This is a genomic window from Silvania sp. (genome assembly GCF_051656365.1).
Lineage (GTDB): Bacteria > Pseudomonadota > Gammaproteobacteria > Enterobacterales > Enterobacteriaceae > Enterobacter > Enterobacter hatchlandensis.
In genome coordinates this window covers 35,991-51,009 of sequence record NZ_JBOGBT010000030.1, presented here as the reverse complement: position 1 = coordinate 51,009, position 15,019 = coordinate 35,991, and the positions used below count along the sequence as shown (strand labels likewise).

General features: G+C 55.4%; 12 protein-coding genes. 7 read left to right on the top strand and 5 right to left on the bottom strand.

The window, feature by feature from the left end:
* Positions 1-163 precede the first annotated feature (163 nt).
* Complete coding sequence (gene bepA, locus ACRDD5_RS05690; protein ID WP_438676158.1) at positions 164-1,627, top strand: beta-barrel assembly-enhancing protease; 1,464 nt, start codon at positions 164-166, stop codon at positions 1,625-1,627.
* Between the two features lie 12 nt (positions 1,628-1,639).
* Positions 1,640-1,996, top strand: a complete 357-nt coding sequence (gene arsC, locus ACRDD5_RS05685) for an arsenate reductase (glutaredoxin) (RefSeq protein WP_438676157.1) — start codon at positions 1,640-1,642, stop codon at positions 1,994-1,996.
* Between the two features lie 34 nt (positions 1,997-2,030).
* On the opposite strand, the gene ACRDD5_RS05680 is transcribed toward arsC, so the two are convergent.
* From ACRDD5_RS05680 to ACRDD5_RS05665, 4 genes are all read right to left on the bottom strand, one after another.
* Entirely contained in the window at positions 2,031-2,732 is a 702-nt protein-coding gene (locus tag ACRDD5_RS05680; protein WP_271281047.1) for a DnaA inactivator Hda, read from the bottom strand.
* Between the two features lie 95 nt (positions 2,733-2,827).
* Positions 2,828-4,117 (bottom strand): uracil permease, encoded by a 1,290-nt coding sequence (gene uraA / locus ACRDD5_RS05675; protein WP_271281026.1) that lies wholly within the window; start codon positions 4,115-4,117, stop codon positions 2,828-2,830.
* 93 nt (positions 4,118-4,210) lie between these two features.
* On the bottom strand, positions 4,211-4,837 hold the full coding sequence (gene upp, locus ACRDD5_RS05670) for a uracil phosphoribosyltransferase (protein WP_271281025.1): 627 nt from the start codon (positions 4,835-4,837) through the stop codon (positions 4,211-4,213).
* A gap of 190 nt (positions 4,838-5,027) precedes the next feature.
* Positions 5,028-6,458, bottom strand: coding sequence for a 6-phospho-beta-glucosidase (locus tag ACRDD5_RS05665; protein ID WP_438676156.1), 1,431 nt, complete (start codon positions 6,456-6,458; stop codon positions 5,028-5,030).
* A gap of 279 nt (positions 6,459-6,737) precedes the next feature.
* Between ACRDD5_RS05665 and purM the strand changes: the two genes are divergently transcribed.
* The 4 genes from purM (at position 6,738) to ppx (ending at position 12,198) form a co-directional block, all read left to right on the top strand.
* On the top strand, positions 6,738-7,775 hold the full coding sequence (purM, locus tag ACRDD5_RS05660) for a phosphoribosylformylglycinamidine cyclo-ligase (protein ID WP_271281023.1): 1,038 nt from the start codon (positions 6,738-6,740) through the stop codon (positions 7,773-7,775).
* On the top strand, positions 7,772-8,413 hold the full coding sequence (purN, locus tag ACRDD5_RS05655; RefSeq protein WP_438676155.1) for a phosphoribosylglycinamide formyltransferase: 642 nt from the start codon (positions 7,772-7,774) through the stop codon (positions 8,411-8,413). The genes purM and purN overlap by 4 nt, the downstream gene beginning before the upstream one ends.
* A gap of 179 nt (positions 8,414-8,592) precedes the next feature.
* Positions 8,593-10,653, top strand: coding sequence for a polyphosphate kinase 1 (gene ppk1, locus ACRDD5_RS05650; RefSeq protein WP_438676154.1), 2,061 nt, complete (start codon positions 8,593-8,595; stop codon positions 10,651-10,653).
* Between the two features lie 3 nt (positions 10,654-10,656).
* Positions 10,657-12,198 carry an exopolyphosphatase gene (gene ppx, locus ACRDD5_RS05645; RefSeq protein ID WP_271281020.1) on the top strand — a complete coding sequence of 514 codons (1,542 nt, stop codon included), beginning with the start codon at positions 10,657-10,659 and terminating at the stop codon, positions 12,196-12,198.
* 8 nt (positions 12,199-12,206) lie between these two features.
* Here the strand turns inward: ppx and ACRDD5_RS05640 are convergent, their stop codons facing one another.
* Positions 12,207-14,447: an EAL domain-containing protein gene (locus ACRDD5_RS05640; RefSeq protein WP_438676171.1), complete on the bottom strand. Its 2,241-nt coding sequence runs from the start codon at positions 14,445-14,447 to the stop codon at positions 12,207-12,209.
* 347 nt (positions 14,448-14,794) lie between these two features.
* Between ACRDD5_RS05640 and ACRDD5_RS05635 the strand changes: the two genes are divergently transcribed.
* Complete coding sequence (locus ACRDD5_RS05635) at positions 14,795-15,001, top strand: YfgG family protein (protein WP_271269013.1); 207 nt, start codon at positions 14,795-14,797, stop codon at positions 14,999-15,001.
* Positions 15,002-15,019: the final 18 nt, after the last annotated feature.

The following is a 15,019-nucleotide window of genomic DNA, read 5'->3' as shown; positions in this document are numbered from 1 at the left end:
CTGAAAAGACTTCGCTTTTTATCGTGCTGTCACAAAACGCAAAAGCCTGAAAAGGGGGATGTTCTTATCGTCCTGACCCGGCTACACTCCCAGAGCAGCAAGCGGTGAACGATATACAGGTTCATTGGTCAAAATAGCACACCCAAAAGACAGGACAGAGGTTATGTTCAGGCAGTTGAAAAAAACGCTGGTTGCGACGCTTATCGCTGCGCTGACCGCAGGCCAGATGATGCCTGCTTTCGCTGACTCTGCCGAATCATTGCCCGATATGGGCACCTCGGCAGGAAGCACGCTCTCCATTGGTCAGGAGATGCAGATGGGCGACTTTTATGTGCGCCAGCTGCGCGGCAGTGCGCCGCTGATTAACGACCCGCTGCTGGTACAGTACATCAATTCGCTGGGGATGCGACTGGTCTCGCATGCAGACTCGGTGAAAACCCCGTTTCACTTCTTTTTAATCAATAACGATGAAATCAACGCCTTCGCCTTCTTCGGTGGCAACGTGGTGCTGCATTCAGCGTTATTCCGCTATTCCGATAACGAAAGTCAGTTGGCGTCGGTAATGGCGCACGAAATATCTCACGTCACCCAACGCCATCTGGCGCGCGCAATGGAAGACCAGAAGCGCAATGCACCGCTCACCTGGGTAGGCGCGCTGGGTTCGATTCTGCTGGCGATGGCCAGCCCGCAGGCGGGGATGGCCGCGCTGACCGGCACGCTGGCCGGTACCCGTCAGGGGATGATCAGCTTCACCCAGCAAAACGAACAGGAAGCCGACCGCATCGGGATTCAGGTCCTGCAACGCTCCGGGTTCGATCCCCAGGCGATGCCGGGCTTCCTCGAGAAATTACTCGATCAGGCGCGCTATTCCTCACGTCCGCCGGAAATTTTGCTCACTCACCCGTTGCCTGAAAGTCGTCTCTCTGACGCCCGCAACCGTGCCAACCAGATGCGTCCGGTGGTGGTGCAGTCCTCAGAAGATTTCTACATGGCGAAGGTCAGAACCCTCGGGATGTACAATTCCGGGCGTAACCAGCTGACCAACGATCTGCTGGACGCACTGGGCAAAGGCAACGTGCGTGAACAGCGCGCGGCGCAGTATGGCCGGGCGCTGCAGGCGATGGAAACCAGCAACTACCCTGAAGCGCGCAAACAGCTGCAGCCGCTGCTGACGGCCGAGCCGGGCAATGCCTGGTATCTCGACCTGGCGACCGATATCGATCTGGGGCAGAAAAAGGCTCAGGATGCGATTAACCGTCTGAAAGGTGCCCGTGAACTGCGCACCAACCCGGTATTGCAGCTCAACCTGGCGAATGCTTACTTACAGGGCGGACAGCCGCAGGACGCGACCACGATCCTTAACCGCTATACCTTTAGCAATAAAGATGATCCTAACGGCTGGGATCTGCTGGCCCAGGCTGAAGCCGCGCTGGGCCATCGCGATCAGGAGCTGGCCGCTCGCGCCGAAGGCTATGCCCTCGCCGGACGCCTGGACCAGGCTATTTCATTGCTGAGCAGCGCCAGTTCACAGGTTAAACTCGGTAGTCTGCAGCAGGCACGCTACGATGCCCGCATCGATCAGCTGCGCCAGCTGCAGGTACGCTATCGCCCGTACGAAAAGATGTAACCAGGAGAAGAGATGTCTGAGGTCACGATCTACCATAACCCGCGCTGCTCCAAGAGCCGCGATACCCTGAGTCTGCTGAAATCCAACGGCATTGACCCGCAGGTGGTGCTTTATCTGGATACACCACCGGATGCGCAGACCCTGCGCACGCTGCTCAGCCAGTTGGGGATGGTCAGTGCCAGAGAGTTAATGCGCCAGAAAGATGACCTGTATACCTCGCTGGGTCTGGATGACAGCCATCTCAGCGAAGATGAACTGATTCAGGCGATGGTCAACAATCCTAAGCTGATTGAGCGCCCGATTGTGGTGGCTAACGGCAAAGCGCGCATAGGTCGCCCGCCTGAACAGGTGCTTGAGATTGTGAATTAAGCATGAAGTGGCCCGGCGACGCGTGCTTGCCGGGCTACAGACTCAGGATTTCTTTAACGAAGGGGATGGTTAATTTCCGCTGGGCGGTAATAGAAGCCCGATCCAGCTGATCGAGGGTCACAAACAGCGTGCGCATCTCACGATCCAGACGTTTTAACAGGAAACGCCCCACGTCCTCCGGCAGTTCAAACCCGCGCAGTCGCGCCCGCAGCTGCAATGCCTGCAGTTTATCTTCATCGGAGAGCGGCTGTAGTTTGTAGATTTGCCCCCAGTCGAGACGCGAAGCCAGATCCGCAAGGCCCAGATTGAGCTGACGCGGTGGACGATCGCCGGTGATCAGCAGCCGGGTTTTGCCCGATTCCAGAATGCGATTGTAGAGATCAAAAATCGCCATTTCCCACAGTTCGTCACCCGCCACGCATTCGATATTGTCGATGCAGACCAGCGAGAGCTGTTCCATGCCATCGAGCACTTCCGGCACAAACCAGGTGCGTTTATCCAGCGGCACATAGCCCACAGCATCGCCACGTGCGGAGAGCTCAGCACAGGCTGCGTGCAGCAAATGGCTGCGTCCCGCGCCTTCGCGCGACCAGATATAGATGTAACCGCTGTGATCCTGGCGCAACACGTTTTGCAGTGCAGCCAGTAAAGAGGGGTTATCACCCGGCCAGAAACTCGCGAAAGTCTCGTCGTCGGGAAGATAAAGTGGCAAAGAGAGCTGTGCCGGTGCGTTCAGAAATACCTCAACCAGATCTTACTCGGAATCGGCACAGAGTTTAGCACGGAACACGCGGGGAGAGAACCGGGCGGATCGACCGCCCGGTCTGATGATCAATGCGAAACTTTTTCGCTCTCTTCCGCGTCCAGCACCGTCTCTTCCGGGCGCAGAACGGAGATCAGCTTGAAGATCAGGCTCAGGCTGATACCGACGATGGTCGCCAGCGCCATGCCTTTCAGCTCTGCGGCACCAATGTGCACCTTCGCGCCGCTGACGCCGATAATCAGGATCACCGAGGTGAGGATCAGGTTCTGCGCTTTGCTGTAATCCACTTTGGATTCGATCAGCACGCGGATACCGGATGCACCAATCACTCCGTAAAGCAGCAGAGACACACCGCCCATCACCGGAACCGGGATGATCTGAATGGCCGCCGCGAGCTTGCCGACGCATGAGAGCAGAATGGCGATGATTGCCGCCCCGCCGATCACCCAGGTGCTGTACACGCGGGTGATCGCCATAACGCCGATGTTCTCGCCGTAGGTGGTGTTCGGCGTGGAGCCGAAGAAGCCGGAGATAATGGTCGAGAAGCCGTTGGCAAACATCGAACGGTGCAAGCCCGGGTCGCGGATCAGATCGCGCTTAACGATATTCGCCGTCACCACCAGGTGCCCGACGTGCTCGGCAATCACCACCAGCGCCGCAGGCAGAATAGTGAAGATCGCAAACCACTCAAAGCGCGGGGTATAGAAGGTCGGCAGCGCAAACCAGTGTGCCTGGGCGATTGGCGCGGTATCGACTACGCCCATGGCAAAGGAGAGCGCATAGCCCGCCAGCACGCCAATCAGGATCGGGATAATCGCCATAAAGCCGCGGAACAGCACTGAGCCAAAGACGGTCACACCCAGCGTTACCAGCGAGATGATGATGGTTTTGGAATCCGGTGCCTGGCCATCGGCTGGCAGCAGACCCGCCATGCTCGCCGCAACCCCTGCCAGCTCAAGACCAATAACGGCAACGATTGCGCCCATTGCCGCAGGCGGGAAGATGACATCCAGCCAGCCGGTACCCGCTTTCTTGACGATAAACGCCACGATGCAGAACAGCACGCCGCACATGATAAACCCACCCAGCGCCACCTCGTAGCCTAACGGCAGCAGCAGCAGAACCGGAGAGATAAACGCAAAGCTGGAGCCCAGATAGGCCGGGATTTTGCCTTTACAGATAAAGAGATAAAGCAGCGTGCCGACACCGTTAAACAGCAGTACGGTGGCCGGGTTGATGTGGAACAGGATTGGCACCAGCACGGTTGCGCCAAACATAGCGAACAGGTGCTGCAAACTAAGCGGGATTGTCTGTAAAAGCGGCGGTCTTTCACTCACCCCGATAGCACGGCGCGTCATAGTGTCTTCCTCAAGTGTTGTGTGTTTCTGGCGGTTGGTTTTTTATTCAAAAAAAAGCCGACTATCAAAGTCGGCTTCTTTTTTGTTATTCAATTATTTGGTACCAAAAATCTTATCACCGGCATCGCCGAGGCCCGGGATGATGTACCCGTGCTCGTTCAGCCCCTGATCGACAGACGCGGTATAGACTTCAACGTCCGGATGCGCTTTCTCCAGCGCGGCAAGGCCTTCCGGTGCCGCGACCAGTACCAGCACCTTGATGCTGGTGCAGCCTGCATTTTTCAGCAGGTCGATGGTGGCGATCATTGAACCACCGGTGGCGAGCATCGGGTCAACGACCAGCGCCATACGCTCGTCGATGTTGGACACCAGCTTCTGGAAATACGGAACCGGCTCCAGCGTCTCTTCGTTACGGTAGATACCGACTACGCTGATACGCGCGCTTGGCACGTGCTCCAGCACGCCTTCCATCATGCCCAGGCCTGCACGCAGGATTGGCACAACGGTAATTTTTTTACCTTTGATCTGCTCAACCTGCACCGGGCCGTTCCAGCCTTCGATGGTGACCGTTTCGGTTTCCAGGTCGGACGTCGCTTCATAAGTCAGTAAGCTGCCAACTTCAGAGGCCAGTTCGCGAAAGCGCTTAGTGCTGATGTCATGCTCACGCATCAGGCCCAGCTTGTGTTTAACGAGTGGGTGTTTCACTTCCACAATCTTCATTCTCTTTCTCCTTCGGGTGGCAGCCACAAAAAAAATCGCCGGATTATACCGCTTTTTTCGGTATGCGCCATACCCATCTTGCTTGACGTCGATCAAGCAAAGTGATTACAGGCCGATAGAGATTATAAAACAGACACAAAAAACCGGAGGGGGTCTCCGGTTTAGGTGTGATTTTTTGCCGGGTGGGGCATTAAAGATTTTCGCCGTTGCTGGCAATCACCTTCTGATACCAGGCAAACGACTTTTTCCTGCTGCGGTTCAGGGTGCCGTTACCTTCGTTGTCTTTATCGACATAAATAAAGCCGTAGCGCTTTTTCATTTCGCCGGTGCCGGCAGAAACGAGGTCGATACAGCCCCACGGGGTGTATCCCATCAGATCGACACCGTCCTCTTCCACCGCTTTTTTCATCTCGCTGATGTGTGCGGCGAGATAATCAATGCGGTACTGGTCGTCAACACTGCCATCGCTCTCCTGCACGTCGATAGCGCCAAAACCGTTCTCGACAATAAACAGCGGCAGCTGATAGTGATCCCAGAACCAGTTCAGGGAGTAGCGCAGGCCCACCGGGTCAATCTGCCAGCCCCAGTCGGATTTCTGCACGTACGGGTTAGAGACCAGGCTTTTGCTTTCGTCATAATCCAACTGCGGGTTGTCTTCCGTAGCTTTGGTGGCAAACGACATGTAATAGCTGAAGCCGATGTAATCCACACAGCCCTGCTTCAGCGCCGCGCGATCCTCTTCGGTAATATCCAGCTCAAAGCCGCGACGGGCAAAGTAGTTGAGCAGATGCTGCGGATACGCCCCGCGCACGTGCACGTCTGTGAACCAGTAGCGGCGGTGCATGGCGTTCATCGCCATCATGATGTCGTTCGGCGCGCAGCTCAGGGGATAGATCGGGCACATAGCAATCATGCAGCCAATCTGCAGCGACGGGTTAATCTCACGCCCGGCTTTCACCGCCAGCGCGCTGGCGACCAGCTCGTAATGCGCCGCCTGGAACATCACCGGCTCGCGATCTTCGCCCGGCTGATACTTCAGCCCGGAGTTGGTGAACGGCGCGAAATCTTCGTGGAAGTTAGCCTGGTTATTGATCTCATTGAAGGTCATCCAGTACTTCACTTTGTGCTGGTAGCGTTCAAACACCACGCTGGCAAAGCGCACAAAGAAGTCGATGAGCTTACGGTTGCGCCAGCCACCGTATTCGCTGACCAGGTGATAAGGCATCTCAAAGTGCGACAGGGTAATCACCGGCTCAATGCCGTGCTTATGGCACTCGTCGAACAGATCGTCGTAAAACTGCAGGCCGGCTTCGTTGGGCTGCTGTTCATCGCCGTTGGGGAAAATGCGCGTCCAGGCAATCGAGGTACGAAAACATTTGAAGCCCAGTTCGGCGAACAGCTGAAGGTCTTCTTTGTAGCGGTGATAGAAATCGATGGCGTCGTGATTGGGGTAGTTCTTGCCCGGCAGCACGCCGTCCGTTATTTCGCGGGGGACGCCATGTGCGCCAGCGGTCATGACGTCCGCTACGCTCGCGCCCTTCCCACCCTCCTGCCAGCCGCCTTCAAGTTGATGCGCCGCTACCGCGCCGCCCCACAGAAAACCTTCTTTAAATCCTGACATGCGATATCCCTCATTCAGCGTTAATTATCGGCAAAAAAGAGCACAGAAACCGGTTTCAGTGGAATGATGTTCATTCGTTGCGAGGGTTGCAAGAATAAGAATGTACCCGGTTTCATTTTCGTGAACGGGTTCAAGTTTGTGCCGCAGCCTGCGATTTTATCTCCATTTTCAGCGGCGTGATTTTCTGTTGCAGAATGGGCTCGCAAACGTTTGCCTGGACTGTTAGAATTGCGCCGATTTTTCTTACTATCGCAATGCAATCGCGTGGGGACTCGAGCCGTGACCAACAAAACTTCTCTCAGCTACAAAGATGCCGGTGTTGATATTGACGCAGGTAATGCGCTGGTCGACCGTATCAAAGGTGTGGTGAAAAAGACCCGCCGCCCGGAAGTCATGGGAGGTCTGGGAGGATTCGGCGCACTGTGCGCGCTGCCGCAAAAATATCGCGAACCGGTTCTGGTCTCGGGCACCGACGGCGTGGGTACCAAACTGCGTCTGGCTATGGATCTGAAACGCCACGACACCATCGGCGTTGACCTGGTCGCCATGTGCGTTAACGACCTGGTGGTTCAGGGTGCTGAGCCGCTGTTCTTCCTCGACTACTATGCGACCGGCAAACTGGATGTGGATACCGCTGCCAGCGTGATCACCGGCATCGCCGAAGGCTGCCTGCAGTCCGGTTGTGCGCTGGTGGGCGGTGAAACCGCTGAAATGCCGGGGATGTACCACGGCGAAGATTACGACGTTGCGGGCTTCTGCGTTGGCGTTGTCGAAAAATCCGAAATCATCGACGGCAGCAAAGTGACCGACGGCGACGTGCTGATCGCCCTGGGCTCCAGCGGCCCGCACTCCAACGGCTATTCACTGGTGCGCAAAATTGTTGAAGTGAGCGGCTGCGACCCTCTGACTACCGATCTGGAAGGCAAACCGCTTGCCGATCACCTGCTCGAACCTACCCGTATCTATGTGAAATCAGTGCTGGATCTGATCGCTAACGTGGACGTTCACGCTATCGCCCACCTGACCGGCGGCGGTTTCTGGGAAAACATTCCGCGCGTCCTACCGGATAACACCCAGGCCGTGATTGACGAATCCTCCTGGCAGTGGCCAGCGGTGTTTAACTGGCTGCAGGATGCCGGTAACGTCAGCGATCACGAGATGTACCGCACCTTCAACTGCGGCGTCGGGATGATTATCGCCCTGCCTGAAAGCGAAGTTGAGAGCGCCCTCGCGCTGCTGAGTGCGAAAGGTGAAAACGCGTGGAAAATCGGTAAAATCAAAGCATCTGATTCCGAAGAGCGTGTGGTCATTGCATGAAAAATATCGTGGTGCTCATTTCCGGTAACGGAAGTAATTTGCAGGCCATCATCGATGCCTGCGAACAAAAGAAAATCAGCGGCACCATTCGTGCAGTATTCAGTAACAAGGCCGATGCATTCGGCCTTGTACGCGCCCGCGACGCCGGTATTGCCGCGCATGCGCTCGAAGCCTCTCAGTTTTCCAGTCGCGAAGCCTTTGACCGCGAACTGGTGCAAGAGATCGACGCCTACGCACCCGACGTGGTGGTGTTGGCCGGTTATATGCGGATCCTCAGCCCGGCGTTTGTCGCGCACTATGCCGGGCGTCTGTTAAATATCCACCCTTCCCTGTTGCCAAAATATCCCGGCTTGCATACCCATCGTCAGGTGCTGGAAAACGGCGATGAAGAGCACGGTACTTCCGTTCATTTTGTCACTGACGAACTGGACGGCGGCCCGGTGATCCTGCAGGCGAAGGTGCCGGTCTTTGAAGGCGACAGCGAAGAGGACGTCACCGCCCGGGTGCAAACCCAGGAGCATGCCATCTACCCGCTGGTGGTCGGCTGGTTTGTCGAAGGACGTCTCTTGATGCGCGATGGTGCCGCCTGGCTGGATGGTGCCCCGCTCCCCCCGCAAGGCCACGCGTCCGAAGAGTAGTCTTTTGCCCGGCAGCGCCGGGCAATCCCTTACCTCATTCCAACTGATTAATATCCCTCATAAAATAATTTAACTGTCATACTTTTCTGACACAGTTGGACATATTGTGGAAATGCTCGCCATAATAAGGGCGAGACGGATTTACCACGTCCTGTGATTGAACTGGAGTGTGAGTAGTAATGGGTCAGGAAAAGTTATACATCGAGAAAGAGCTAAGCTGGTTAGCATTCAACGAGCGTGTACTTCAGGAAGCGGCTGACAAAAGCAACCCGCTGATTGAGCGCATGCGTTTTTTGGGTATCTACTCCAATAACCTGGATGAGTTCTATAAAGTTCGCTTCGCGGAACTGAAACGGCGCATCATCATTAGCGAAGAGCAGGGTTTAAACTCGAATTCACGCCATTTGCTGGGCAAGATCCAGTCCCGCGTGCTGAAAGCCGATCAGGAATTCGACGGCCTGTATAACGAACTGCTGCTGGAGATGGCGCGTAATCAAATCTTCCTGATTAATGAGCGTCAACTCTCCGTCAACCAACAGAGCTGGCTGCGCCACTACTTCAAACACTATCTGCGCCAGCACATCACCCCCATTCTGATTAACCGCGAAACCGACCTGGTGCAGTTCCTGAAGGATGACTACACCTATCTGGCGGTTGAGATTATCCGCGGCGACAGCATTCGCTACGCCCTGCTGGAGATCCCGTCAGATAAAGTGCCGCGCTTCGTCAATCTGCCGCCAGAAACGCCACGTCGCCGCAAGCCGATGATCCTGCTGGATAACATTCTGCGCTACTGTCTGGACGATATCTTCCAGGGCTTCTTCGATTACGATGCGCTGAATGCGTACTCCATGAAGATGACCCGTGACGCCGAGTACGACCTGGTGCACGAGATGGAAGCCAGCCTGATGGAGCTGATGTCGTCGAGCCTGAAGCAGCGCCTGACTGCAGAGCCAGTACGTTTTGTCTATCAGCGCGATATGCCGGATGCGATGGTCGAGATGCTGCGTGAAAAGCTGACTATCTCCCGCTACGACTCCATCGTGCCGGGCGGGCGTTATCACAACTTTAAAGATTTTATTGGCTTCCCGAATGTGGGCAAAGCCAACCTGGTGAATAAACCGCTGCCGCGCCTGCGTCATATCTGGTTCGACAAGTTCCGCAACGGCTTTGACGCAATTCGCGAGCGCGATGTCCTGCTCTACTATCCGTACCACACCTTCGAGCACGTACTGGAACTGATGCGTCAGGCATCGTTCGATCCCAACGTGCTGGCGATCAAAATCAATATTTACCGCGTGGCGAAAGATTCACGCATTATTGACGCGATGATCCATGCCGCGCATAACGGTAAGAAAGTGACCGTGGTGGTTGAGCTGCAGGCACGCTTCGATGAAGCGGCAAACATCCACTGGGCTCGCCGTCTGACCGAAGCAGGCGTGCATGTTATCTTCTCGGCACCAGGGCTGAAAATCCACGCCAAGCTGTTCCTCATCTCCCGTAAAGAGGGCGAGGATGTGGTGCGCTACGCCCACATCGGCACCGGTAACTTTAACGAAAAAACTGCGCGTATTTATACCGACTACTCGCTGCTCACCGCCGATGCGCGGATCACCAACGAGGTGCGCCGGGTATTTAACTTTATTGAGAACCCGTATCGCCCGGTCAGCTTCGACTATCTGCTGGTCTCCCCGCAGAACTCGCGCCGGCTGCTGTACGACATGATCGATAAAGAGATCGCCAATGCGCAGAACGGCCGACCTGCCGGGATTACGCTGAAGATCAACAACCTGGTGGATAAAGGGCTGGTCGATCGCCTGTATGCGGCCTCCAGCTCCGGGGTGATGGTGAATCTGCTGATCCGCGGCATGTGTTCGTTGATCCCCGATCTGGAGGGTATCAGTGAAAATATTCGCGTCATCAGCATCGTTGACCGTTATCTTGAGCACGATCGGATCTATATTTTTGAGAACGGTGGCGATAAGCGGGTGTACCTCTCTTCTGCCGACTGGATGACGCGCAATATCGACTACCGCATTGAAGTGGCGGCTCCGCTACTCGATCCGCGCCTAAAACAACAAGTTCTTGATATTATTGATTTACTGTTAAGCGACACCGTGAAAGCACGCTATGTCGATAAAGAACTGAGTAACCGCTATGTGCCGCGCGGCAATCGCCGTAAAGTGCGGGCACAGCTGGCGATTTACGACTATATCAAATCACTCGAGCAACCCGATTAACCTATGCCGATAAACGATAAGACCCCACGACCGCAGGAGTTCGCCGCGGTCGACCTTGGTTCTAACAGCTTCCACATGGTCATTGCCCGTGAAGTGGATGGCGCAATGCAGATCATCGGTCGTCTGAAGCAGCGCGTGCACCTGGCCGATGGCCTGGGCGCTGACAACATGCTCAGCGAAGAGGCGATGGAGCGCGGGCTGAGCTGCCTGTCGCTGTTTGCCGAACGTCTGCAGGGGTTTACCCCGTCGAGCGTCTGCATTGTCGGTACCCATACGCTTCGCCAGGCATCGAACGCGACAGAGTTTTTGAAGCGCGCGGAAAAAGTGATCCCCTACCCTATCGAAATCATTTCAGGCAATGAAGAAGCGCGTCTGATTTTTATGGGCGTGGAACATACCCAGCCGGAAAAAGGCCGCAAGCTGGTCATTGATATCGGCGGCGGCTCCACCGAGCTGGTGATTGGTGAAAACTTTGAACCGCATCTGGTCGAAAGCCGACGGATGGGTTGCGTTAGCTTCGCCCAGATCTACTTCCCTGGCGGCGTGATCACCCGGGAGAACTTCCAGCGTGCGCGCATGGCGGCGGTGCAGAAGCTGGAAACGCTTGCCTGGCAGTATCGTCTGCAGGGCTGGAACGTGGCGCTCGGTGCCTCCGGCACCATTAAGGCGGCGCATGAAGTGCTGGTCGAGATGGGCGAAAAAGACGGTTTTATTACCCCGGAACGTCTGGCGATGCTGCTGGAGGAGGTGCTCAAGCATAAAAGCTTCGATGCCCTCAGCCTGCCGGGACTGTCAGAAGAGCGTAAGGCGGTGTTTGTGCCGGGCCTGGCGATCCTCTGCGGCGTGTTTGATGCGCTGGCTATTCGCGAGTTACGCCTGTCTGACGGCGCCCTTCGCGAAGGTGTGCTGTATGAGATGGAAGGTCGTTTCCGCCATCAGGACATTCGCAGCCGTACCGCCCAGAGCCTGGCCAACCAGTACAATATTGACCGCGAGCAGGCGAAGCGCGTGCTGGAAACCACCACCCATATTTACGAACAGTGGGAGGCCCAGAATCCGAAACTGGCGCATCCGCAGCTGGCGGCATTACTCAAATGGGCGGCGATGCTGCATGAAGTCGGGCTGAACATCAATCACAGCGGAATGCACCGCCACTCGGCGTACATTCTGCAGAACAGCGACCTGCCGGGTTTTAACCAGGAACAGCAAACGATGATGGCCTCCCTGGTGCGCTACCATCGTAAAGCCGTCAAGCTGGACGACATGCCGCGCTTTACGCTGTTTAAGAAAAAACAGTTTATGCCGCTGATCCAGCTGCTGCGTCTGGGGGTGCTGCTGAACAACCAGCGTCAGGCAACAACCACGCCGCCGACGCTGACGCTGACTACGGATGACAACCACTGGACCCTGAGCTTCCCGCACGACTGGTTCAGCCAGAACGCGCTGGTGCTGCTGGATCTGGAACGCGAACAGCAGTTCTGGAGCGCCGTCACCGGCTGGTGCTTAAAAATTGAAGAAGAGCGCTCCCCGGAAGTGGCCGCATAATCTGCTCATCAGGCGCTCTTTGTGAGCGCCTCATTTTTTAGTAGTGTCTCCATCGGTTCCGGTTTACCAATCAAATAGCCCTGCAGGTAATCGATCCCCAGCCCCAGTACGGCGATTCGGATCTCTTCGCTTTCGACATATTCCGCCACTACCTGCATCTTCTTCATCCTCGCCAGATGGCAAATCGAGGCGACAATCTGGTAATCCAGGCTGTTACTGACGATGTTACGAATAAAGCTGCCGTCGATCTTGAGGATATCGGCATCCACGCTTTTTAACCGTGCGTAGCTGGCGTAGCCGGTACCAAAATCGTCAATCGCGATCCGACACCCCATCTGCTGCAGCTGGTTGACCGTCTGAGTCGCCAGCCCGGCATTACCAAAACTGCTGCTCTCGGTGATCTCAAATACCAGCTGCCAGGACTCAACCGCATACTTTTGCAACAGGCGTTTAACCTCCAGCGGCAGCTGCGCCCGGCAGATGGATGTAGGCGACAGATTGATGGCAAAGCGCTGCGCCGGAAGGCTCTGCCGATTGTCGGCCATAAACTGCAGCGTCGTCTCCAATACCCAGAGATCAATACGTGACGAGAGGCCAAACTCTTGCGCCACCGGCAAAAACGTATCGGGCGATATCAGTTCCCCGTCGTCATTTTGCAGGCGGATCAGCACTTCATAATAGTTATCGCCCCGCACGCCCTGCACCCGCTGAGCCATCAGGGTAAACTGGTCTTTCTCCAGCGCTTGCTGCAGGCGGTTCATCATCGCCACTTTATCTTTCAGGCCGCGCTGTAAATTGATGGCACCCCGCTGCTGCAGGTTTTCCGGATGATTGGTCGACAGAGAGAGATCCGCAATCGTGCTTAGCTCACCCAGCAGCAGATAAAGATGCACCACCGGGGAAGTGACGTAGCAGTAGCTGACTCCCACCTGAGGCTGAAGCGGCATCCCGTCCCAGTAAAAGCGGAAGCGTTTAATGTGCTGATCCAGTTCATCCATTCGCGACTGATGCGCTTCAGTATTCAGCCTGAGCACCAGATCGTGCCCCGAAAGCTGGTAAACGCACTCATCCGGCTGCAAATATTCACCCAGCCACGCCGCCAGCTTCTGCTTGTACTGAATACGCAGCAGCACGCCGTAGTTGCGCCCGAGCACTTCCAGCTCCGGCATGCGCAAGAAACAGAGCACCGACCAGGGCTTTTTGCCCAGCGCGCGGCTGAGGGCGCGCAGGTTCGGCATATGCACTATCGGGTCGAGAAACGCCAGTCGGCTGGCGCGAGTCGTGATTGCCCGCTGACGCGTCGCCAGCACGGCCATGTAGACCACCACAAAGGTGAAGACCAGATAGCTGGATGTGGTAATGGTGAGCTGCAGGTCATATCCCTGGGTCCAGGGAATATAGCGATAGAAGTAGTGGATCGAGATAATCAGCACCGGCGTCCAGATAAGCGACATCAGCCTGTAGCCAAAACGCATCGACCCCCAGAGCATAACCGGCATCAGGAGCGACAGCGTGTAGTTGGTGCTAAAGATGGTGCTGTTCTCGTTAATGGGCCACAGCAGCAAAGCCAGCAGCGCACCGGTGACCAGACTCCAGATCCCCATTTCGACCAGCGTGACCTTACGGTCTATCTGGAGGAGGGTCTGCGACAGCAGGCTGCGCAGATAGCGAGGGTGACGGATAATGCGGATCAGCAGATAGCAAAATGGCACCCCGGTCAGACACCCGACCAGCAGCCCCTGGTAATTGATTAACGCGCGGATACCAGGCTCGCTGATGCCCGCCAGGTTAAAGCGTTTTTCATAGACGCCAAGATACACCGCAAACTGGAACAACAGAAGAAACAAGGTCGCCGGGCAGAGCATCTGCCAGATCATCCGCTGCGCCATCAGTTGCCCGTCGCCATAGGAGATCATATTGCGCCGCGGGGTAAACATCCGGTATCCCCCCCAGCTGAGAATTATCGGGATCAGGAAATGGCCGATTGCCACCGTCGTTTCGTAACCGCCAATCGTCGGATAATAGTGCAGGAATAACGCCAGAATGATGCCGGGGACCGCCGCCATCCCGTAGAACAACATCAGCGACAGCAGCAACGCCAGCGGCATGTAATACAGCACTACCAGACTCCCCTGCATCTGCGTGTAGGTTGTGGCAGCGTGCGCCAGCGGCAACAGCGCACCGGGCAAAATCAACGGAAGCGCCCACCAGCGATCTTTGTGTTTTTGGTAGAACGAAAAAATAGTCATAGATGCCATAGTTAACCCACTCATCCAGGGGTAGTTCAGACAGGCATCCAACCTGACGACGTTGCCGTGCAGACAAAAAATGATTACACGAATGTGGAGCAAAGATTTTAGTTAGCAACGGCAAGCAATAGTTGACTTAAATCAAACATATTAATAACGAAGTAGGATAATCACATTTTTTAACCATATTTTTGTGCTAATTATCAATGGCGTAAATAATCTAATTATTATACATAACATTAAGTATGTTATTCGTTGACGGAATTTTACATTACGAATAATTGACCCCTGTGCGCCCGTGTGCCTTAATGAGCCCATCGCCCGCAGGGTATTTCAGGAAATCCACAGTGAGTCAGGCCACACGTATGCGCAAACGACATCGGTTTAACACTCGAATGACGCGTATCATACTGCTAATCAGTTTATTCTTTTTCCTTGGCCGTTTTGTCTATTCCTCTATCGGCGCCTGGTATCACCATCAGGAAAAAAAACAGGCACAACAGTCCGGCCTGTCTGTGGATTACGTTGAACCTTCCTCGCCGAAAATTAATTAATGCGTGAGTGAGTAACGA